The sequence below is a fragment of the Tenacibaculum sp. TB-53 genome, assembly GCF_059716285.2.
Genome location: NZ_CM202790.1, coordinates 873,219 through 894,696, shown reverse-complemented (window position 1 = coordinate 894,696; position 21,478 = coordinate 873,219). Strand labels below are relative to the sequence as shown.

Annotated in this window: 18 protein-coding genes; 7 read left to right on the top strand and 11 right to left on the bottom strand. The window is 29.9% G+C overall.

Translation table 11 applies throughout. The features are described from left to right. Positions 1–73: 73 nt before the first annotated feature. Positions 74–1,132, top strand: a complete 1,059-nt coding sequence (gene aroB, locus AC3VJB_RS04010; protein ID WP_047788871.1) for a 3-dehydroquinate synthase — start codon at positions 74–76, stop codon at positions 1,130–1,132. A 29-nt stretch (positions 1,133–1,161) separates the two neighbouring features. On the opposite strand, the gene AC3VJB_RS04005 is transcribed toward aroB, so the two are convergent. From AC3VJB_RS04005 to AC3VJB_RS03990, 4 genes are all read right to left on the bottom strand, one after another. Beyond that, entirely contained in the window at positions 1,162–2,049 is an 888-nt protein-coding gene (locus AC3VJB_RS04005; RefSeq protein WP_047788872.1) for a mechanosensitive ion channel family protein, read from the bottom strand. Positions 2,050–2,099: 50 nt separating this feature from the next. Then, positions 2,100–2,603, bottom strand: coding sequence for a Dps family protein (locus AC3VJB_RS04000; protein ID WP_047788873.1), 504 nt, complete (start codon positions 2,601–2,603; stop codon positions 2,100–2,102). 156 nt (positions 2,604–2,759) lie between these two features. Next, entirely contained in the window at positions 2,760–3,308 is a 549-nt protein-coding gene (locus AC3VJB_RS03995; protein ID WP_497666791.1) for a hypothetical protein, read from the bottom strand. Positions 3,309–3,563: 255 nt separating this feature from the next. Beyond that, complete coding sequence (locus AC3VJB_RS03990; protein WP_047788875.1) at positions 3,564–3,725, bottom strand: DUF1328 family protein; 162 nt, start codon at positions 3,723–3,725, stop codon at positions 3,564–3,566. A 473-nt stretch (positions 3,726–4,198) separates the two neighbouring features. On the opposite strand from AC3VJB_RS03990, the gene AC3VJB_RS03985 reads away from it, so the two are divergent. Beyond that, the gene (locus AC3VJB_RS03985) at positions 4,199–4,843 is read left to right on the top strand and encodes an SOS response-associated peptidase family protein (RefSeq protein ID WP_047788876.1); all 645 of its coding nucleotides are present in this window, start codon (positions 4,199–4,201) and stop codon (positions 4,841–4,843) included. Between the two features lie 2 nt (positions 4,844–4,845). Here AC3VJB_RS03985 and AC3VJB_RS03980 read toward each other — a convergent pair whose 3' ends face one another. After that, complete coding sequence (locus tag AC3VJB_RS03980; RefSeq protein WP_053056662.1) at positions 4,846–5,652, bottom strand: patatin-like phospholipase family protein; 807 nt, start codon at positions 5,650–5,652, stop codon at positions 4,846–4,848. A gap of 682 nt (positions 5,653–6,334) precedes the next feature. On the opposite strand from AC3VJB_RS03980, the gene AC3VJB_RS03975 reads away from it, so the two are divergent. After that, complete coding sequence (locus tag AC3VJB_RS03975) at positions 6,335–6,787, top strand: ferritin-like domain-containing protein (protein ID WP_047788877.1); 453 nt, start codon at positions 6,335–6,337, stop codon at positions 6,785–6,787. A gap of 45 nt (positions 6,788–6,832) precedes the next feature. Here AC3VJB_RS03975 and bshA read toward each other — a convergent pair whose 3' ends face one another. Both bshA and AC3VJB_RS03965 read right to left on the bottom strand, forming a co-directional pair. After that, positions 6,833–7,963: an N-acetyl-alpha-D-glucosaminyl L-malate synthase BshA gene (gene bshA / locus AC3VJB_RS03970; protein WP_073184117.1), complete on the bottom strand. Its 1,131-nt coding sequence runs from the start codon at positions 7,961–7,963 to the stop codon at positions 6,833–6,835. 139 nt (positions 7,964–8,102) lie between these two features. After that, on the bottom strand, positions 8,103–8,948 hold the full coding sequence (locus AC3VJB_RS03965; protein WP_047788879.1) for a transketolase: 846 nt from the start codon (positions 8,946–8,948) through the stop codon (positions 8,103–8,105). Between the two features lie 154 nt (positions 8,949–9,102). Here AC3VJB_RS03965 and AC3VJB_RS03960 point away from each other — a divergent pair, with 154 nt between their 5' ends. Next, the gene (locus AC3VJB_RS03960) at positions 9,103–10,290 is read left to right on the top strand and encodes a peptidase associated/transthyretin-like domain-containing protein (RefSeq protein ID WP_047788880.1); all 1,188 of its coding nucleotides are present in this window, start codon (positions 9,103–9,105) and stop codon (positions 10,288–10,290) included. Between the two features lie 61 nt (positions 10,291–10,351). On the opposite strand, the gene AC3VJB_RS03955 is transcribed toward AC3VJB_RS03960, so the two are convergent. The 3 genes from AC3VJB_RS03955 to dnaB are packed head-to-tail and all read right to left on the bottom strand — an operon-like array spanning position 10,352 to position 13,962. Then, positions 10,352–11,611, bottom strand: a complete 1,260-nt coding sequence (locus AC3VJB_RS03955; RefSeq protein WP_497666790.1) for an asparagine synthetase B — start codon at positions 11,609–11,611, stop codon at positions 10,352–10,354. Further along, complete coding sequence (locus tag AC3VJB_RS03950; protein ID WP_497666789.1) at positions 11,612–12,424, bottom strand: hypothetical protein; 813 nt, start codon at positions 12,422–12,424, stop codon at positions 11,612–11,614. It lies immediately after the preceding gene. A gap of 17 nt (positions 12,425–12,441) precedes the next feature. Then, a complete protein-coding gene (gene dnaB / locus AC3VJB_RS03945; RefSeq protein WP_497666788.1) occupies positions 12,442–13,962 on the bottom strand; it encodes a replicative DNA helicase in 1,521 nt (506 codons plus the stop codon). Between the two features lie 127 nt (positions 13,963–14,089). Between dnaB and AC3VJB_RS03940 the strand changes: the two genes are divergently transcribed. The 3 genes from AC3VJB_RS03940 to lysA all read left to right on the top strand — a co-directional run bounded on the left by AC3VJB_RS03940 (position 14,090) and on the right by lysA (position 17,959). Beyond that, the gene (locus AC3VJB_RS03940; RefSeq protein WP_497666787.1) at positions 14,090–15,163 is read left to right on the top strand and encodes a DUF3810 domain-containing protein; all 1,074 of its coding nucleotides are present in this window, start codon (positions 14,090–14,092) and stop codon (positions 15,161–15,163) included. A 70-nt stretch (positions 15,164–15,233) separates the two neighbouring features. Next, entirely contained in the window at positions 15,234–16,472 is a 1,239-nt protein-coding gene (pepT, locus tag AC3VJB_RS03935; RefSeq protein ID WP_497666786.1) for a peptidase T, read from the top strand. Between the two features lie 281 nt (positions 16,473–16,753). Beyond that, complete coding sequence (gene lysA / locus AC3VJB_RS03930; RefSeq protein WP_497666785.1) at positions 16,754–17,959, top strand: diaminopimelate decarboxylase; 1,206 nt, start codon at positions 16,754–16,756, stop codon at positions 17,957–17,959. 241 nt (positions 17,960–18,200) lie between these two features. Here the strand turns inward: lysA and AC3VJB_RS03925 are convergent, their stop codons facing one another. Continuing rightward, positions 18,201–21,398, bottom strand: coding sequence for a TonB-dependent receptor (locus tag AC3VJB_RS03925; RefSeq protein WP_497666784.1), 3,198 nt, complete (start codon positions 21,396–21,398; stop codon positions 18,201–18,203). Positions 21,399–21,478: the final 80 nt, after the last annotated feature.

Genomic DNA, 21,478 nt, shown 5'->3' with positions numbered 1-21,478 from the left:
GACAAATATAATTGAGTAGACTGATATATTTTAATTTTTTCTATTTAATTTCGCCTTATATTTTTTTGTTATTATGACCACAATTAATGCAGCAACATACCCTATTCATTTTGAAGAAAAAGGCTATAATGAATTAACCTATTTAGTTTCTGAAAGAAACTATTCTTCAGTTTTTATTTTAGTGGATGACAACACTTTAGATTGTTGCTATCCTCGATTCATTCAGTTATTTGCTACAGATAAACCTATTGAAGTCATTCAAATTGATGCTGGTGAAGTTCATAAAAACATAGAAACTTGTATGGGAGTTTGGAATGTAATGACTGAATTAGGAGCTGATAGAAAAAGCTTATTAATTACCTTAGGTGGTGGTGTGATTACTGATTTAGGTGGTTTTGTTGCATCTACATTTAAACGTGGAATTGATTTTGTGAATATTCCTACAACCTTATTAAGCATGGTAGATGCTTCTGTTGGCGGAAAAACAGGTGTTGATTTAGGTGTATTAAAAAACCAGATTGGTGTATTTGCTAATCCAGAGTTAATTATTATTGATCCTGAATACTTACACACCGTAACTCCTAGAGAAATTCGTTCTGGTACTGCGGAAATTATTAAGTATGGAATGACCCACGACATCAAGTTATTTAATGAAATTAAAGATAACGATAAACTTAATATTGTTGATTTGATTCATCGTTCTATAGAAATTAAGAATGAAGTTGTTTTGGAAGATCCTAAAGAACAAGGTATTCGTAAGGTTTTAAACTGGGGACATACTATTGGGCATGGTGTAGAGTCTTATTTTTTAGAGAACCCGAAAAAGGAAGCTCTAACACATGGTGAAGCTATTGCCGTTGGAATGGTTTGTGAAGCTTACTTATCATCAAAAGTATTAGATTTTCCTGAAGATAAAGTCTCTGAAATAAAAGATGCTATTATTAAAATTTATGGTAAAGTAGCATTGGTAAAAGAAGATTTTCAGCCTATTCTTGAATTGATGAAACATGATAAAAAGAATATAGGAGGAGAAATTAACTTTGTGCTTCTTAACGATTATGAAGATTTTAAAATAAACAGTAAAGCTTCTGATGATTTAATTAGGGAGAGTCTTAGTTATTATAATTCATAAAAAAAAAGCAACCCCGTGGGTTGCTTTTTTTATTTTGTTACTGTAATTGGAATACTGTCTTGTGAACCGTATAGCTTTATCTCTGTAATATCTGCAGGCATGTTTAGCCCGTTTTTTATTATCACGTTTTTTACGTTTTTAATTACATCACTTTTAACTTCGAGTGCGCCTCGTTTGTATTCTTTAGTTTTGGTCCAAAAAATAACTTTTAAATTTACAGTACTTACTCCTAAACCGTCTACCGTAACAAAACATTGATGTTCATCTGTATCAATAACTCCTAAAGTATTAACTACCGCATTTATGATTACTTTTTTTGCTGTATCTATGTCATCATCATAATCAATCCCAACCACAAAGTCTGAACGGTAAAAACCATCTTCAGTATAGTTATATACAGCTTTCTTTACAATGTCACTATTGGGAATGTATACATCTCTTCCATCGAATGTTTTTAATTTGGTAAATCTAAATTCCATCATTTTTACTTTACCAAAAATATCTCCAATCATTACTGTATCATTAACATCGAAAGGGCGATTAAAGGATAATATTACCCCTGAGATAAAATTCTCTCCTACATCTTTAAAAGCAAATCCAAAAATTATAGCTGAGGCTCCAGCTGCAGTTAACAATCCAGCAGCAATGCCTCCTAAACCTGCTATCTTTAAAGCAAGCATGATTACCAAAATACTAAAACTAATTTTTATTGTTTTGGCTAAAAAATTAGTCATTAAAGGATCATTTGTTTTCTTAGAAATTGTTTTTCTAAAAAAATTTGATATAAGATTAGCAATAATAATACCTACAGCCACTATAAGAATAGCTATAATTATTTTTGGAATTTGGTTTATAAACTCATTCCAGTATAATTGAACAGATTCTTTTAATTTGGCTATGGTGCTGCTAAAATTCATGTAGGAGAAAGTAGTTTTTTTTTAGTTATTAGATAAATTCAACAATAATTTTATGACAATACAATATCCTCATTTAATTGCTCTACGGTACTTTTGCTCCAAGCGTTCAACATCCAACTTGTTTTTTCTAAAGAAGCAATATATCCTCCCATTAAATCTATCGTTCCCTCATCTTCTGCTTCTTCCGCTTTTTTTATCACATTTGCCATTTGCTTTAATAATGTTTTATGATCATCTAATAAAATATAAATCATATCACTATCTGTTTGAAAAGGACTTTCTTCTGATATATTTGCTATTTTTAAATACTTACTATATCTACTAATTGGATGATACTGTAAAGTTAAAATACGTTCTGCGATCTCATCTATTTTAACTCTAGCATCACTATACATTTCTTCAAATTTTTCATGTAGTTCAAAAAAGTTTTTCCCCACAATATTCCAATGAAAATTTCTTAACTTTTGATAGTATATGTGATATTCAGCCAATAATTGGTTTAATTCTTTTGCTACTGGTAATACTTTTTCTGTTTGTATGTTTAAATAATTCATTTTACTGTGTGTGTTTTTTGTTAATAATTAATTATGTTACAAAACTACTTAAGAACTTAAGCCTAAGTTTGCTTATTTAATACGAATCTTTGCTCATTTCATTTTAACCTTTTAGTGATAAAAAAGGATGAAATTATCACTTATTAGTTTTATAAATTACATTTTAAAGGTTTCAAAAATGGCTTGTCCCAAGTTATTAGATTCTTGATTTTTATATTCAATAATAAAATCACCATATTTATTAAAATAACCTACGCCATTAAAATCCTTACCTTCTACTACATAAAAGTTATTATTAATAGATTTTATAGCTCTTGCTGATGTTATATCTTCATTATTAAGCTTATATGTGATTAGTAAATTATTTTGATCAATTAAAAAGTCATACTTATTACCTTTATACTTAAAATATTTTACTTTTGCTTTTGAGTCATAAAAAATATCAGAATCATTATCTACCATAATGGTTTTATCTACTGTGATTGGAGACTCTACTACATCTTGATTAAGTTTATTCTTTTGATTGGGATTAAACTTAGTTTGTTTTTCTTTTTTTGTTACTACTTTTACTTTTGTATCATAAATTAAACCTTTTTCATTAATCTTTTTTGCTTTTTTTACTTCAGTCGTTTTTATTACTTCCGTTTGCGCGTTTAAAGAGGTAATACTTCCTGTAAGTAATAATCCCATTATTATTTTTTTCATTTTAATCTATTTTAAAATTACAAGTAACTTTATTTGAGATGTGTACTTTTTAACACCTGAAATATATTTTATATATTCCTATACATTTTCGCTATGAAACAACGATTTGTAATATCTGTTACAAAATTAACGTAGGTTTATTTACGTGTTTTGCTCATTTAATTTTGTTTTTTGCTCACTTAATAAATAAAACTTATTCATAAATAAAAAAAGCGTGAAAACTCACGCTTTTTTAATACTCTATTCTTTATTTTTTTAAACTTTTCTTTTACCTGTAAATAAGGATATGATAAATAAAATTATAAAAATAAAGAATGCTATTTTAGCAAACCCTGCAGCTGCTCCTGCTATTCCTCCAAATCCTAAAATACCGGCTATGATTGCTATTATTATAAAAGTGACTGTCCAACGTAACATATTATTAAAATTTTAAATTAGTGTTTATAAAGTACATCTTTTGTACAGTTACAAAATTAACTAGATAGCTTGTTTTACATTTACTCATTTAGTTTTGTTCTTAACTCATATAAAAAATATACTCATTAAATTTAACAGACTTCAAACTAACTTTATTAGTTAACAAACTAAAATATAATCTCTTGTTAATTGTTACACTTAACTTAATATGAAATGAGTCAATATCTATTTCTAAAGAACAAAGATTGACTCTTTTAACAATATAGTTTTGCAACAAACAAAATATAAATAATTAATAAGTATGAAAAAAAGTAATGAAGATTTTAAAATAATTAAAGAGAATCCTGACTCTAAGCATAAAAATTATATTTTTCAAAACAATAAAATAACTAGAATAGCCTTTTATATTATACTTTCTTGTTTATTAATAGGTATTACTCTCATTTTTATTTTTAATAATCAACAGTAGCTTTATGATTTATAAGCTATCAAACATAGCAAGTATAGAACGTATTGAAACCTTTACAAAACTCCCTTTTAAGTATCCTTATTTACATAAACCTAAAAGAAAAATTAATGGTTTAAAAGAACAAACAGTTTGTATAATTAATATGGAAAATCCTAATCAAATTATGCAAGCCATTTGGGGGCTACTTCCTCAAAATTATGGAGATAATTGGAATAAGTTTCAACATATAAAACAAACACTACATATAAATAAGGAAGATATTAAAAATAATATACTTTTTAAAGAAGCTCTTTATTTACGAAGGTGTTTATTTATCGTAACTGGTTTTTATATTCATAAAGTTATTAATGGAGTTGTAGAGAATTATTTAGTAGAAAAAGACAATCAAGAACCCTTTTATTTAGCGGGTTTATATAACATTACCAACGATGGCTTTTATACATGTTCAGTTATTAACACCAAACTAATTGGAAAACTTAATGACTTTAATAATCTTTATCAGGTAATGCCCATACAAATTCCTGAAATTTTTAAAAATATGTGGTTAAATAAAAAATCAGAAATTATAGATATAAATTACCTTATGAGTACACCTTACATTACAAATTTAAAGGTACAGAGAATAGCTTCTAAAAAAGAAAATGTTTGAAATTAATTTATTCTTTCTTCTAGTTTTTTATCTATGTACTTTTTTGCTGTTTCATATATTGAATCTACTTCTTTAGTGCTAAAACCGCTAAACTCACCTAAAGGAAAACAAATAGTAGCATAAGTTTCAAAAAACTTATATTCTTCAGATGATAACATTAAAAGTTTAGATGTATGTGCTAAAACTTTCAAAGTGGTATTTAGTTCCTCACTTGTTTTTTCAGAAGGATATACTACATAACTTCCCACTATTGGATATTCTGACTGTTTAAAGGGAGTTGTAGGAAAGTTATCTATAATTCCACCATCAGAATAAAGTGCATCTCCAATTTTTACAGGATTGAATAAACCTGGTAATGCACATGATGCTAAAACAGGTTTTAGTAAACTTCCTTCATTAAAGTACTCTGTAGTTCCTTTATTTAAATTAGTTGTAGAAACTATTAAAGGTATTTCTAGATCTTCAAAGGTTGGTTTTATTTTATCGTCAATTAATCTTGCATAATTGGATGAATTAAAAATTCCTGGTTTAGCAATTGTTATCCAAGAAAACTGAAATATTTCAGTATTTTTAAAAAAGTTTAATATTTCTTTTGGTTTCATTCCAGAAGCATACATTGCTCCTACCAATGAACCAGCGCTACAAGCTGAAATTGAATTAATTTTAATATTTAACTCTTCTAACTTTTCTAATAAAGCAATATGAGCTACACCTTTTTCGGCTCCTCCACTTAATACTAAATTTATAGGCACTTTTGTGTCCAGGTTCTTTATTTTTTCAAAAGAACATTTATATTTTTCTTTAATCATTTTTTTAGCTCTTTTTTAGTTTTACTTATCTATTTTTTTAAAATTTTATTTTGGATAATTTTAATTTTTTCTACAAAACTGCTATCAATACTTAAAACTTATTTTCTACTTCTTTTCATCAAGCTAATCATAATATCTATAATCTTTTTGTTCTTGCTAAACTATTTCTAATATGTTTAAGACGCTATACCAATAACACATTCTTTTAATGATATAAAATTACATTTTTTTGCTTAATGTATTCTATCTTTTCTACAAACATTTGATTTTAACAAGAGTTTTGTATATGAGCAAAAAAAGAAAAGATATGAGCTAAACAGCATTTCAAGTAAATATTAATTTTGTAATGTAATTAATTAGTCATAAAAATATTAAGCGTTTTTATTTACACATTTATGACTTAAAATATTATGAATAGAATAATGATAAACACTGTTTATTCTTACTGATATCATATTAATAAACTAGGATTTTTATAAAAATCATAACATTTTAGATTACATATTATTTAACATTTTTGAGTTTAACTCTCAAAATAATAACAATACTTATGTAAGCTTAGGAATTAGTACCATTATTTTAATTGGTTCTTTTTCTCAAAAAAGAGGGCGGTGTTCTAACTTGATGGTATTTGGGTAAACATCAATAAAAAATTACTCATTAATTTAAAAACTTAAAATATATGTATAGTTACACAGAAGAAGTATCAAATAAGTTAAACGGATTATTAGAAAAAAATTATGATGCTGCAAAAGGGTATAAAACAGCTGCAGAAAATGTAAATAGTGAAACATTAACAAATCTTTTTGTTCGTAAAGCCAATGAACGTGAAATGTTTGGTAAACAGTTAAAATCAGAAATAAAATCTTTTGGTCAATCTCCTGAAAAAGGAGGTAGTTTAACGGGAACAGCACACAGGGCTTGGATGAATACCAAAGCTTTTTTCTCAAATGAAAGTGAAGAAGCTATATTAGAAGAGGCTTTAAGAGGTGAAAAAGCTTCACTTGAAGAATATAATGAAGTAATTAACTCTGAAGAACATTTACCAAACTCTACAACTAATTTATTAAAATCTCAAAGAGACATTATATTAAATGATGCTATATTAGTAAAAGAACTAGAAAAAATTAAATAGTGATAGTTTTTAATTAAAAAAAGGAGAGTTAATAACTCTCCTTTTTTATGCTTCTACTGAACATTTTTTATAAAGTCTCTCATAAGCTGGGAGAATATTATTTAGTGAAAATAGCTTAATATGTTCTTTTGCATTTTCTTTAAACTCATTCAAAGCTTTATCATCTTTTAAAATATTAATAGCATTATTAGCCATACCTTCAATATCACCTAATTTACTTAAAAAGCCTGTTACACCATGAATATTAACTTCTGGCAAACCTCCTGTATTTGTGGATATAACTACTGTGCTTGCAGCCATGGCTTCTAAAGCTGCTAACCCGAAGCTTTCCGTTTCAGATGGTAATAAAAACACATCGGTATAACATAATATTTTTGCTACTTCTGTACTATTCCCCATAAAAAGCACTTTGTCTTCGATTTCTAACTCTTTAGCTAAGTTCTCAGCTTTTAAACGCTCAGGGCCATCACCAACCATTAATAATTTTGATGGAACTTCTTCTTGAACCCTATTAAAAATTCGAATTACATCATCAGTACGCTTTACAGGCCTAAAGTTACTTATATGTGTTAAGATTTTTTCCTCCGGTTTAGCTAGCGCTTCTCTTTTACACTCTCCCTCATGAGCTCTATCATATTTTTCTCCATCAATAAAATTGTACACCACTTTAATATCTTTATCAATATTAAATAACCTAAGAGTATCTTCCTTTAAACTTTTAGACACTGCGGTAACTTCATCTGATTTATTTATACTAAATTCTACTGCGGTTTTGTAGGTTGGATGGCTTCCTACCAAAGTAATATCTGTACCATGCAATGTTGTTACTACTTTTATGTCAATTCCTTTATCTTCAAGCATTTTTTTTGCCATGTAAGCAGCATAGGCATGCGGAATAGCATAATGTACGTGTAACACTTCAAGTTCATATTTTTGAACTACTTCCACCATTTTACTTGATAAAGCTAATTCATAAGGTTGATATTGAAATAAAGGGTACTCTTCTAAAACAACTTCGTGGAAATGCAAACGATGAGAAAAGAAATCTAATCGAACAGGCTGATTGTACGTTATAAAATGTACCTCGTGACCCTTATCTGCTAATGCCATTCCTAATTCGGTTGCTACTACTCCACTTCCTCCAAAGGTAGGATAACATACAATTCCTATTTTCATCTGTATCTATTTGGTTATTTTATATGATTACAGACGTAAATTTACGGTTTTACTTACTTCTTTTTGTAAAGTTTTTCATAAAATAAAAACGCCATTACAAAGTTGTAATGGCGCTTAAAATATTTAACTACTCTTTATTTTAGTAATCTCCTAAAGTTTCTGGGTTTTGAGCTAAAGCAACCTCTAACTGTTCATCATTAGGTGCTTTACCATGCCACGCGTGGGTATGCATCATAAAATCAACTCCATTCCCCATTTCAGTACGTAATAATACACAAACTGGTTTACCTTTTCCTGTACGTGATTTTGCTTCTGCCATTCCTGCTAAAATAGCTTCTACATTATTTCCTTCTGCAATTTCTACAACATCCCAACCAAAAGCTTCAAATTTAGCTTTTAAGCTTCCCATGGCTAAAACTTCATCAGTAGATCCATCAATTTGCTTTTCATTTACATCTACGGTAGAAATTAAGTTATCAACCTTTTTAGCAGAAGCATACATAGCTGCTTCCCAAATCTGACCTTCTTGTAACTCTCCATCACCATGTAATGAATATACAATTTTATCATCTCCGTTTAACTTTTTTGCTTCAGCAGTACCAATAGCAACACTCATACCTTGTCCTAAAGAACCTGAAGCAATACGAATACCTGGTAAATTTTCGTGCGTAGTTGGGTGACCTTGCAAACGAGAGTCTAACTTTCTAAAGGTTGCCAACTCAGCTACAGGGAAAAACCCGCTGTGAGCTAGTACACTGTAATATACTGGTGAAATATGTCCGTTTGACAAGAAAAATAAATCTTCATTTTTACCGTCCATAGAAAAATCGGTAGAATAATCCATAATTTCCTGATACAAACAGGTTAAAAATTCAGCACACCCTAAAGAACCTCCTGGATGACCTGAATTTACAGCATGTACCATTCGTACAATATCTCTACGAACTTGTTGTGTAAAATCTTGTAATTGTTGTGTTGTTGGCATTATTGTTTTGTTTTATACCCACAAATGTACAAAATCAACTTAGAGATTTGAAAAAAACTTGAAGTTTATAAAGTATTGTTAATTTGGTTTTTATTAACAAAAACACATTTTCAAAATTATACTATTGTTTTAATTAACAACGAAACATTTTACTATGAAAAAATTATTACTCCTTTTACTCTTGCATTTTATAAATGTAAATGCTCAAAACACCACTAAAACAGAAGATTACCAATACGTATCAACTTTTACGATAGATGAAAAGAATAAAGAAATTATACCCTTTGTAAATATTTCTAATGTTAAAAGACAGATTTACAGAATTTCTAATGAAAATGGTGAAATAGAATTTCCGTATCTAACCAGTCACTTAAATGATACAATTGTTTTTAGTGGAATTGGTATTGAAACAAAGAAAATTGTTTTAAAGAATATTGCCCCTAAAGTTTTGTTAGAAAACTCTTTTGATATTTTAAATGAAGTTATTATAACAACTAAAAGATCGCCCGAATCTATACTGAAAGAAGTAATTTCAAAACTAGAAGAAAACCACCCTACGCATCCACATAATTATAAACGCTACAGCAAAATACTTTCTAATAAAAATGATATTAATATTTTTGAGTTAGAACTTGTAGCCAAAGAGTTTAGTTTTGGGTATAGACAAGAATACATAACTGCTTTAGGGTTAGAACGTGTTAATTGGATAACAAAAGACACAACCAATACCTTAAAATATACTTCTCAACTTTTTGCCTATAGAGAAAATCCAATACAATATGCCAACATTTTACATAAAAGAAAGCATAAAAAATTTACTTTAAATTTTGCTACAACCAACAAAAAAGAAGAAGAACAATATTATATTATTTCATTTAAAACCGAAAAAGATGACTGGAGTTTCACTAATAAATCTTATCCTACAGCCTATTTTGGATCAATTTATATAAGAAAAAATGATTTTTCGATAGCCAAAATTATTGAAAAATGGGAAGGTATTCTTAAAAATGATGATTTAGATTATTATCTTAATAAGACTAAACATAGGAACATTATTAATATAAAATTAAAAGAACAAAGCATAGCTGTTTTCAATAAAAAAATTGAGAATAAGTACTATGTTAGTAATTTTGATTATAAAAATTATAGTGAAGTCACTTTTAACAGTAAAAAAACAATAAACTCTAGCTTTAATTCTAAAAGTTATTTATTTGATTTTGAATTAAATGATGTTAAAGAAATTTCTTACGAGAATTATGAAAATGAAAAAATAAACACTGTTTTAAATGATACCGAAATAAATACTAATTTTTGGAAAAATTTCACATTACCTGAAATGTAATCTAAGTATTGATATTAACTAAAGATTCTACCTAATTTAGAATTTCATCTCTAAATAATACTTACGTTTTTTGCTTTTTCTTCTTAGCTGCAGGAAATAATACATTGTTTAATATTAAACGATATCCTGGTGAGGTTGGGTGTAAATCTAATTCTGTTTTAGGATCTCCTACTCTATGCTGATAATCTTCAGGATCGTGGCCTCCGTAAAAGGTAAACATTCCTTTTCCTTTAGTTCCGTGAATATAGCGTCCTTCTCCATTGGTTTTATTTCCTCCTAAAACAATAACTGTAGATTTTATAGTATTAGGATCAAACGATGTTGTTTGTCCCATAAAACCTTTCACTAACATGGTATGATTTTGGGTTAACATGGTCGGTACTTGATCCCATTTTGCAGAAAACTCTTTTAAAACAAAGTAATCTACTTCTTTTCTTATTCTTCGTTTACGAGTCATATCTATTGAAGAAAACTCATACGTAGTAGGGTTACGAATCAATTCAAAATCTTTAAAAGCAAAGGTTTTATTAAAGTTTATTTTTGATTGATAATTAGGTTCTGAGGCATCTCCATCAAACATTCCTTCACAAATATCTACGCCATCAGCAGCCAGCGCAATATCAAAACTATCGGTCGCAGAACACATCGCAAACATAAATCCACCACCTACTACATAATCACGTATTTTCTTGGCTACAGCTCCTTTTTCTTCTGACACTTTATTGTATCCTAGTTTCTTGGCTAAAGCTTCTGCATCTTTCTTTTGTTGAATGTACCAAGGCGCTGTTCTAAAAGCTCCATAAAAACGTCCATATTGTCCTGTAAAATCTTCATGGTGTAAGTGTAACCACTCGTACAATAATAGTTTATCATTTAATACTTCTTCATCATATACTACATCAAACGGAATTTCAGCATATGTCAGTACCATGGTTACTGCATCATCCCAAGGCATTTTATCTTTTGGAGAATATACTGCTATTTTAGGTGCTTTTTCTAAAGTTACTGCCTCTTGATTTTTTGAAGGCGAAGAAATTTCTTCTAAGATTAATGCTGATTTAGCATCTGAAATGATTTGATAGGATACACCTCGTATTTTGCATTCTTTTTCAACAGCTTCATTATTTTCAATTAAAAAAGCACCTCCATCATAATTTAACAACCATTTTGCCTTTAACCCACTTTCTAAAGCATAGTACACAATACCGTATGCCTTTAAATGATTTTTCTGATTTTCATTACTCATTGGCACATAAATAAAGGATGCCCATAACGAGTTTGAAAAAAGAAAAAATGTTAGTATGTAAAGAAATTGTTTCATTTATAAATTAATTTTCACTTTATGACTTGAAGGAGTCGGATTTGATAAAGAAACACTTTCTAGTTCTTTTTTATAAGTTTCAAAAAACAGTAATATTGTTTTTTTGACTTGATCAATATAATTCTCTAATTTTTTTGAAGAGATAATAGTAATAACGTTTGAATTACCTTCGCTAAAAACTTTAGTGTTTAAAATTGATGAATAGTTAACTTCTTTTAAAGTTAACTCATCTTCTCCATCAAGAAAAGATTCATACAAAACTCCTTCGATAATAATTAGAGGAATGTAAATATTACATGCTTTAACTTCACTTTCATTAAACTTATCTGTTAAATATTTACATGCTTTAAGAAGAGAAGTTGTTGAAGAATACGCTAAGTCCTTAGAAGATTCTTTTAACGCAGTTACTAAATTAAACCCAGAATCAGATAAGTTAGGAAATAACAACTGAAATTTACTATTTCTTAAAACTTCTGTTTTTTCGATTAATATTTCTCCATTTTTTGTAGCAAATGGTTTATATCTTTCTAATTGAGGATTATGAAGGCTTTCATTTTTAAATACTACCCAAGGCTTGTCTGTGGACTTTTTACATTCAATAACGAACGTAAAGTTGAACCAAACACCATTAATAGCAGTGTTAAAATATGAAATTATATCTAGTTCCCTTAATTTATCTGTATGCTCATCTTTATATAAAATTGATTGAGAAACTTTAAAATCTGATTTTTTAAATAGATTCGCAACCCTCATTTCAAATGGATATCCATTTTTAAGTATCCAGTTTTTAACTTTTTTATCCAATTCATTCATTAGATAAAAATAGTAATTTAAAATGGAATGTCAACATCATCGTCGCTAGGTCCAAAAGCATCTTCTGGTGAAGCAAAATTACTAGACGCTACTTCATCGTTAAACCCTGAGTTCATACTCGATTGGAACTCACTACTAAACCCTTCTTCTAAATCTGAGAATTTTGCTAAGTGTCCTGTAAACTTCAAGCGAATATTATCCAATCCACCATTACGGTGTTTTGCTACAATAAACTCCCCTTGTCCTTCACACGGTGAGTGATCGTCGTCATCCCACTCTGTCATTCCATAGTATTCAGGACGATAAATAAACGATACAATATCGGCATCCTGCTCAATTGCTCCAGATTCACGAAGATCGGATAGTAACGGACGTTTACTTCCTCCACGCGTTTCAACCGCACGCGATAACTGAGAAAGTGCAATTACAGGTACATTCAATTCTTTACCTAGTGCTTTTAAGTTACGCGAAATCGTCGAAATTTCTTGTTCACGGTTACCTCCTGCTCCACCTGCTGTCATTAACTGTAAGTAATCAATAATTAAGATTTTAACTCCGTGTTGTGATACTAAACGACGTGCTTTTGCACGTAAATCAAAAATGGATAATGCAGGTGTATCATCAATAAAAATAGGGGCATCTGAAAGCTTTTTTACTTTTACATTCAATTGCTCCCATTCATGAGGTTCTAAGTTTCCTTTACGTAATTTTTCAGAAGTCAACCCTGTTTCTGAAGAAATCATACGAGTAATTAACTGTACCGAGGACATCTCCAGCGAGAATAATGCTACTGGGTGTCCGAAATCGATTGCCATATTTTTAGCCATCGATATTACGAAAGCGGTTTTACCCATACCAGGACGTGCAGCGATAATGATTAAATCGGTAGGTTGCCAACCCGAGGTTAATGCATCTAGTTTGGTAAATCCTGTAGCCAAACCACTCATTCCTTCTTTGGTTGAAATTTCTTGAATCTTATTAATCGATTGCTGAACTAAAGAGTCAGCTCTTTCAGCTCCTTTTTTAAGGTTTCCTTGCGTTACTTCAAATAATTTTCCTTCGGCATCATCTAACAAATCAAAAACATCAACAGTTTCATCATATGCATTTTCAATAATTTCTGAAGAAATGGTAATTAGTTTACGTTGAATGAATTTTTCTAGAATAATTCTAGAGTGAAATTCAATATGTGCAGATGAGGCAACTTTTTGGGTTAACCCAATTAAGTAAAAATCTCCTCCTGCTAAATCTAACTTTCCATTTTTCTTTAATTGATTTGATACAGAAAGTAAATCAATTGGTTCTGAGTTTTGGAAAAGCTCGTAAATAGCGGCATAAATTTCTTGGTGCCTTTTATCATAAAAAGCATCAGGATGTAAAATATCAATTACTTCATCAATCCCTTTTTTATCAATCATCATAGCCCCTAAAACAGCCTCTTCTAACTCTAAAGCCTGCGGTGGTAACTTTCCTTTTTCTAAGCTTATAATTCTAGCTTTATCTATTTTTGTTCCTTTGAGAGATTGGGTTCTTTCCATAATAGCAAAAGTAAATTTTTAAGATGATATTAGTAGAGACATTATTCAATTTTCTTTATGCACATTTTTTGTAAATAAACTGTTATTAACTTGTTGATAACGTTACAACTTTCTTATTTTTGGTGGCATGCATAACCTAAAAAAATATTTTTTTGTTGCTTTATTTCTGCCTATTCAAGTGATTTTTGTGCTTTTTATAAGACAAAAACCACAATGGATTGAATTTTATTATAGTAATGGAATTTACCCGTATATTTCACAATTCTTTCGAATTATTCTAGGTTGGATTCCTTTTTCTGTTGGGGATATAATTGGTTTTGTTTTATTGTATCTTTTATTAAAATCTATCTATTTTTTAATTAAAAAAAGGTTTCAAAACTTCCTTCCTAAGTTAGTAAAATTTATTGCAATTTTATCTATTATTTATTTTTGTTTTTATGCTTTTTGGGGATTAAATTATTTTAGAGAGCCGTTAGCTAAAAATCTTGAGCTAAAACAATCCTCCTACACTACTGAAGAACTAATTTCAACAACTAAACAGATTGTAGTAGAACTAAACAAAGTTCATTTACAAATAACAAAAAATGATTCAGTCCCTGTAATAGTTCCATATTCTCAAAGAGAAATTTATAAGTTAGCTCCTAACGGGTTTCAGGAACTTTCGAAAACATATCCCCAACTTACTTATCAAACTTCCTCAATTAAAAGCTCATTAGTTAGTTTATTTCAATCATACAATGGAACATCAGGGTACTTAAATCCAATAACAGGAGAAGCACAAGTAAATAATATGATTCCTAAAACGGGTTATCCAGCAACTACCTGTCATGAAATGGCACATCAAATTGGTTGGGCAGCTGAAAATGATGCCAATTTTGTGAGTTTTTTAGCCTCCATAGCTAATAAAGACTTGTATTTTAAGTACTCTGGATACCGTATGGCTTATAACTATTGTATTGGTCAAGTTTACAAAAGAGATAAAGCATTAGGTAAAGAAATTGCTAAGACAGTAAACAAAGGTGTTTATAAAGACTACAAGGCTACTTATTTACATTGGAAACAGTTTAAAAACCCTATTGAACCTTATTTAAAGAAGGGATACAACTCTTACCTCAAAGCTAATAATCAATCAAAAGGGATTCAATCATATAGTTATGTTGTCGATTTATTGATTGCCTATTTTAAAAAGAAAAGTTCTTAAAAATTTCATCCTATTTCAATTGACAAAATACATTTGAAATGGCTATTTTTGATGCTTTAAAAATACTACGATGAACAAACAACATATAATCGACCGATTTGTAAAGTATGTAACTATTGATACTGAAAGTGATCCTAATAACCCAGCATTTCCTAGTACTGAAAAACAATGGAATTTAGCTAAAGTTCTTGAAAAAGAACTAAAGGAAATAGGAATGGCAGATGTTGAATTAGATGAGAATTGTTATTTAATGGCAACTTTACCTAGTAATTTAGATTATGAAGTACCTACTATTGGTTTTGTTGCTCATATTGATACAAGTCCAGATTTTACTGGAGCTAATGTGAAACCTCAAATTCATGAGAATTACGACGGAAAAGATATCTTATTAAACAAAGAAGAGAATATCGTTTTATCTCCTGATTATTTTGAAGATTTATTACAATATAAAGGTCAAACTATTATTACTACTGACGGTACTACATTATTAGGTGCTGATGATAAAGCTGGGGTTACTGAAATTGTTTCTGCAATGGAATACTTAATTCAACACCCAGAAATTAAACATGGTAAAATTCGTATTTGCTTTACTCCTGATGAAGAGGTTGGTAAAGGTGCTCATATGTTTGATGTTGAGAAATTTGGAGCTGAGTGGGCTTACACCATGGATGGAAGTCAAATTGGTGAGTTAGAATACGAAAACTTTAATGCTGCTAGCGCTACAGTTACTATTCAAGGTAAAATTGTACATCCTGGGTATGCAAAAGGTAAAATGATTAACTCAATGCTTATTGCTAGTGAATTTATCAATGCATTGCCTGAAGATGAAGTTCCTGAAAAAACAACAGGTTATGAAGGTTTCTTCCACTTACATCATATGGAGGGTAAAGTTGAGCAAACAACATTGAGCTATATTATTAGAGATCATGATATGGATCAATTCAACAACCGTAAAAAAGCAATGCTTGATTTAGCTGAAGTTTTAAACGCTAAGCGTGGACAAAAATTAGTTTCTGTTGAAATTAAAGATCAATATTTTAACATGAAAGAAAAAGTTACTCCTGTAATGCACATTGTTGATATTGCTGAAGAGGTGATGAAAGATATGGGAATTACTCCATTAATTAAGCCTATTCGTGGTGGTACTGATGGTTCTCAATTATCATATAAAGGTTTACCTTGTCCTAACATTTTTGCTGGCGGACATAACTTCCATGGACGTTATGAATATGTTCCTGCTGAAAGTATAATAAAGGCTAGTGAAGTAATTGTTGGAATTGCACAAAAAGTTGCGGTAAAATTTAAGTAATCTTATACTACCTTTTATAAAATCAAAAACTCTAGCTTTCGCTAGAGTTTTTTTATGATATTTTTACCCCTTAAAAAATATCATTCTGTTTGAAATAAATCCCCTTAATTTTATTTCATGGCAAATATGATTCTTTTTAAAAGATTATATTATAGGAAAACACCCTTTTGCCTAGACGTAAAACCCCTAATTTCACAAAAAAACACAAATTTGTGAATTTCTTTCATTTTATTTTTTGTAATCATTCACCTCTATACTTTTGCCTGCAAATATTAAAGTAAATGAATAGACAAGACCTTTTAAAGCTGGCTGACAAATATCAGTCACCTTTGTATGTTTACGACACTGAAAAAATTATATCTCAGTATAAAAAAATAACATCTGCTTTTTCTAAAGTTAAAAATGTAAAAATTAATTACGCTGTTAAAGCATTATCAAACATTAATATTTTAAAGGTTTTTAATAAGCTTAACAGTGGTTTAGATACGGTTTCTATTCAAGAGGTTAAACTTGGTTTATTAGCAGGGTTTGAGCCTCATGAAATTATATATACGCCTAACGGAGTTTCTCTACAAGAAATAGAAGATGTTGCTAAATTAGGCGTACAAATTAATATTGATAACTTATCTATTTTAGAGTTATTCGGACAAAAACACCCAAAAATTCCTGTTTGTATTCGTATTAATCCGCATGTTATGGCAGGTGGAAATAGTAAAATATCAGTAGGTCATATCGATTCTAAATTTGGAATTTCAATTCACCAAGTACCTCATATAAAAAGAGTAGTTGAAAATACAGGAATGCATATTAATGGAATACATATGCATACGGGTTCTGATATTTTAGATATTGATACTTTTTTACGTGCTTCTGAAATTTTATTTAATGTAGCTAAACAATTCGAAGACATTGACTTTGTAGATTTTGGTAGTGGATTTAAAGTTCCTTATAAAAAAGATGATATCTCTACTAATATAGAAGAGTTAGGAGAAAAACTATCGACTAGATTTAATCAATTTTGTAAAGATTACGGTAAAGATGTTACCCTAATGTTTGAACCTGGGAAATTTTTAGTTAGTGAAGCTGGTTATTTCTTAGCAAAAGTAAATGTGATTAAACAGACAACTTCTACTGTATTTGCTGGTATTGATAGTGGTTTAAATCATTTAATTCGACCAATGTTTTATAATTCATACCATCAAATAGAAAACATTTCTAACCCAAAAGGGAGAGAGCGTTTTTATAGTGTAGTAGGTTATATTTGTGAAACAGATACTTTTGGCTCTAACCGAAGAATTAATGAAATTTCTGAAGGAGATATATTGTGTTTCCATAATGCAGGAGCTTATTGTTTTTCTATGGCATCTAACTATAACTCTAGATACAAACCTGCTGAAGTAATGGTTTATAAAGGAAAAGATTACTTAATTAGAAAAAGGGAAACTATAGAAGATATTCTTAGAAACCAAGAAAACATTACATTATAAGAAAAGTTAAAAGCCCTGACTCAAAAAAGTCAGAGCTTTTTTAAAATATAATCAACCCCTCAAAGACTATATTTTAAAACGTTGTAATTAAAGTCCCCTATCTTTATTTACATATACAAATATCACTTATTTATTTCAAAATTTTCACAGGAAAAACACCCTTTATTATAAAAATTTTAACTAAAAAACAAAAAAACCACTCAGAAAATGAGTGGTTTTATAAATTTTAATTCGTCTTTTTTTAAAATATATAACGCAGACCTATTTGCATTTGCCAACGAGAAAGCAAACTAGAATCGAATCCAAATGTCTGTTCTTGATTGGTACTAAATGTATAAGTAGGTGCTTCAGAATAATCTGGTACATAATTAGCAGGATCTGTGTTCATAGGATCTACATCAGGGAATCTTACACCTAAAGGTTGTACGTTATTAGGTTGTTGTACTACTCCCCAATCTGAGTTAATTAAATTACCTACATTTAAAATATCAAGACTTAACTGTATTGTGTTTTGCTTTTCAGCAGATACGTTAAAATTAAAGTCTTGTAATATTTTTAAATCCCATTTACCTCTCCATGGTGCCAAAGCTCCATAACGTTCAACGTACTGCCCTCTTCTTTCACTTAGATAATCATCTTGTTGTATATAGCTTTCAAAAGCAGCCGCGTGAGCAGGATTACTAAATTGCATTTGATTAAGTTCTGAACTAGTTGGAACGTATAATAAATCATTTACAGCTGACCCATCATTATTAATATCTCCTCCATAAGTGTAATTAAACCTTCCTCCTTGGGCATACTCAAAAAATGTAGAAATAGTAGTAGCAAACTTATCTCCTCCATAAGTAAACTTCTTAGACGCTACACCAATAATTCTATGTGTATCTCCATATTTTGAATATGATAAAACATCATTATTAGCATTTCCTACCACTGGATTAAAAGCAAAAGCATCTCCAGTAATTTCTGCCTCAATAGAGTTTACATCTTTAGCATTTAAGTAATTATATGCAACACTTGTATATAATCCGTTATCAAAAGTTTTTTGAAGTTTTAAAGAAGCATTCCATACACGACCTTTGTCTGAATTCGTAAACACATAAGCATTATTTCCTTTATTACTTCCATTATATATATCTCTATTATCAAATGGTGTATTTAAAGTAGCAGTAGGCTCTCTTAGTCCCCAGTTTTGTACATGGGCACCATTAATGTCTTTTGTATAAGAAATATCTGTAGTAGCTATAATTCCATTTTCAAATTTCCAGTCTAAACCTAAGTTTGTTCTCCATACTTGAGGAAATTTAAAATCTGGATCAACCAATTGGAAGAAACCATCATCAGCTCCACTTACTTGATTTCCAATCCATACAAAAGGTAAACGTCCAGTAAAAACCCCTGAACCTCCACGAAGTTGCATTGTATTATTTCCTTTTACATCCCAGTTAAAACCAACTCTTGGTGAAATTAACCATTGGTTTGTAGGCATTTTAGTTGAAAGTAACTGTTGTTCTTCTCCTGTATTTGGGTTGTAGTACAGTACAGAATTATCTCTGGTTGCTCCATTATCAGTATCTATAAACTTCTGAATTAAACTAGATGTATTGAAGTACAGCGGCTTATCAAAACGAACTCCATAAGTTAACTTAAAATTGTCATTCATTTCCCACTCATCTTGCACATAAAAAGCTAGTTGACCTACATTTAACTCAGATAGTTTCCAACCACCATCATTACCATCTCCATTAGCATTAAATGAATTGTAAGCATTTTGAGTAGCTGCTAAATACTGCTCCACTACTCCACCTGATTGTGCAGCTGATAAAAAAGTTGCTACATCTGGGTATGGGTTAAATAATCCATAATATGGGAAAATTCCAAAATTGAAAGATTCATAATTTGTTAAATTAAATGAGTTTTCAAACTCAAATTGTTCAAATGAAAAACCAACGGTATACGTATGATCTCCCTTATAAAAGTTCATATTATTTGTTAACTGAAAAACTCGTTGGTCTAACTTGTTATTGATAGAAAACGGTTCATGACCTGCTATAATATAATTACTACCATTACCATCTTGAATTGTAATTACCGGTGCTGGTGCAGATAACGGATTTCTAAAGTCATCAAAATGTGTATAACCTATTTGTAACTTGTTAGTAGTTGTTTCTGATAAGTTAGAGTTTAATTCTAACTGAAATGAATTTAAGTTATTATTAATTTCATACCCAGAATTTTCAAACTGTAATGTAGAAAAACTTGGTCCTCTAATACCTAGAGCTGTTGGATGTGCTGGTGTTTCTTTTGAAGCTCTTAAGAAATTATAAATTAACGCTAATCTATTTTTATCGTTAATATTCCAATCTAATTTAAAAATTCCTTTAGTAGATTCTGAACCATAAGTGAACCCCTCATAAGCTCCTGTATCATATCCTAAGGCTGCTAAAGCATCACGAACAGCTATCATATCCGATTCTAATACTCTCGATTCATTAACAGCTCCACTACCAGTATTTGGTATCCAACCCGCTGTTCCTAAATCTTCTCTATCATCTTTTTCAAAATTTGCAAAAAAGAATAATTTATCCTTAATAATTGGACCTCCTAAGCTCGCTCCGTATTGGCTTTGACTTAACTTAGGTTTTACAACTTCTTGACCTTTAATTTTGCCTCCAGTCATATCTTGGTTTCTGTAAAACCCATAAACTGTACCTGTAAATTCATTTGTACCACTTTTGGTTACGGCATCTACCGAAGCTCCTGTAAACCCAGACAAAGTAACATCGTATGGTGCAGTAGAAACCGAAATTTGTTCAATTGCATCTAACGAAATTGGTTGTGAACCTGTTTGACCTCCTGGTGTTGGTGAATCTAAACCGAAAGGGTTATTGAAAATAGATCCGTCTAAAGAAAAGTTGTTGAACTGGTCATTTCTCCCTCCAAAAGAGTTTCCACTTGCAGTTGGTTCTAAACGAGTAAAATCTGCAGCGGAACGTGAAATGGTTGGTAAGGTTTTTAGCTGAACAGCACTTACACTAGTTTGTGCTCCTGTTCTGTCATTATTAAAAACTTTACTTCTGGTTGTTGATATAACTACTTCTTCTAATTGTTCACCATCCTCAGACAAAACACCATCAATATTGGTTGTCTTACCCAAAGTTAAGTAGATATTGGTTACTTCTTGTGATTGAAACCCAATATAGCTAAACGTTACTTTATAAGGCCCTCCTACTCTTAAGTTAGGTATGGTGTATCTTCCATTGTCTTGAGCTACGGCTCCAGATATGGTACCTGTTGGCTCATGTAAAACAACAATGTTAGCACCAAACAAAGGTTCTCCCTGATTGTCTGTTACAGTTCCTTTTATTTTTGATGTGGTTACCTGGGAATAGATGGATAAACTCAAAAAAACAAAAGAAAAAATTATTAATTTCTTCATAATAGTTCTGATTTTGTTTATGTTACAACTCAAATTTAAGCATAAAAAAAATCCGCTCGACAGAGCGGATTTATACTTTA

Excerpts from the sequence above, each read along its gene's own strand:
- aroB (WP_047788871.1), top strand. The coding sequence starts at position 74 with ATGACCACAATTAATGCAGCAACATACCCTATTCATTTTGAAGAAAAA.
- AC3VJB_RS04005 (WP_047788872.1), bottom strand. The coding sequence starts at position 2,049 with ATGAATTTTAGCAGCACCATAGCCAAATTAAAAGAATCTGTTCAATTA.
- dnaB (WP_497666788.1), bottom strand. The coding sequence starts at position 13,962 with ATGGAAAGAACCCAATCTCTCAAAGGAACAAAAATAGATAAAGCTAGA.
- AC3VJB_RS03990 (WP_047788875.1), bottom strand. The coding sequence starts at position 3,725 with ATGTTACGTTGGACAGTCACTTTTATAATAATAGCAATCATAGCCGGT.
- AC3VJB_RS03950 (WP_497666789.1), bottom strand. The coding sequence starts at position 12,424 with ATGAATGAATTGGATAAAAAAGTTAAAAACTGGATACTTAAAAATGGA.
- AC3VJB_RS03975 (WP_047788877.1), top strand. The coding sequence starts at position 6,335 with ATGTATAGTTACACAGAAGAAGTATCAAATAAGTTAAACGGATTATTA.
- AC3VJB_RS03965 (WP_047788879.1), bottom strand. The coding sequence starts at position 8,948 with ATGCCAACAACACAACAATTACAAGATTTTACACAACAAGTTCGTAGA.
- lysA (WP_497666785.1), top strand. The coding sequence starts at position 16,754 with ATGAATAGACAAGACCTTTTAAAGCTGGCTGACAAATATCAGTCACCT.
- pepT (WP_497666786.1), top strand. The coding sequence starts at position 15,234 with ATGAACAAACAACATATAATCGACCGATTTGTAAAGTATGTAACTATT.
- AC3VJB_RS04000 (WP_047788873.1), bottom strand. The coding sequence starts at position 2,603 with ATGAATTATTTAAACATACAAACAGAAAAAGTATTACCAGTAGCAAAA.
- AC3VJB_RS03960 (WP_047788880.1), top strand. The coding sequence starts at position 9,103 with ATGAAAAAATTATTACTCCTTTTACTCTTGCATTTTATAAATGTAAAT.
- AC3VJB_RS03925 (WP_497666784.1), bottom strand. The coding sequence starts at position 21,398 with ATGAAGAAATTAATAATTTTTTCTTTTGTTTTTTTGAGTTTATCCATC.
- AC3VJB_RS03985 (WP_047788876.1), top strand. The coding sequence starts at position 4,199 with ATGATTTATAAGCTATCAAACATAGCAAGTATAGAACGTATTGAAACC.
- AC3VJB_RS03955 (WP_497666790.1), bottom strand. The coding sequence starts at position 11,611 with ATGAAACAATTTCTTTACATACTAACATTTTTTCTTTTTTCAAACTCG.
- AC3VJB_RS03980 (WP_053056662.1), bottom strand. The coding sequence starts at position 5,652 with ATGATTAAAGAAAAATATAAATGTTCTTTTGAAAAAATAAAGAACCTG.
- AC3VJB_RS03940 (WP_497666787.1), top strand. The coding sequence starts at position 14,090 with ATGCATAACCTAAAAAAATATTTTTTTGTTGCTTTATTTCTGCCTATT.
- bshA (WP_073184117.1), bottom strand. The coding sequence starts at position 7,963 with ATGAAAATAGGAATTGTATGTTATCCTACCTTTGGAGGAAGTGGAGTA.
- AC3VJB_RS03995 (WP_497666791.1), bottom strand. The coding sequence starts at position 3,308 with ATGAAAAAAATAATAATGGGATTATTACTTACAGGAAGTATTACCTCT.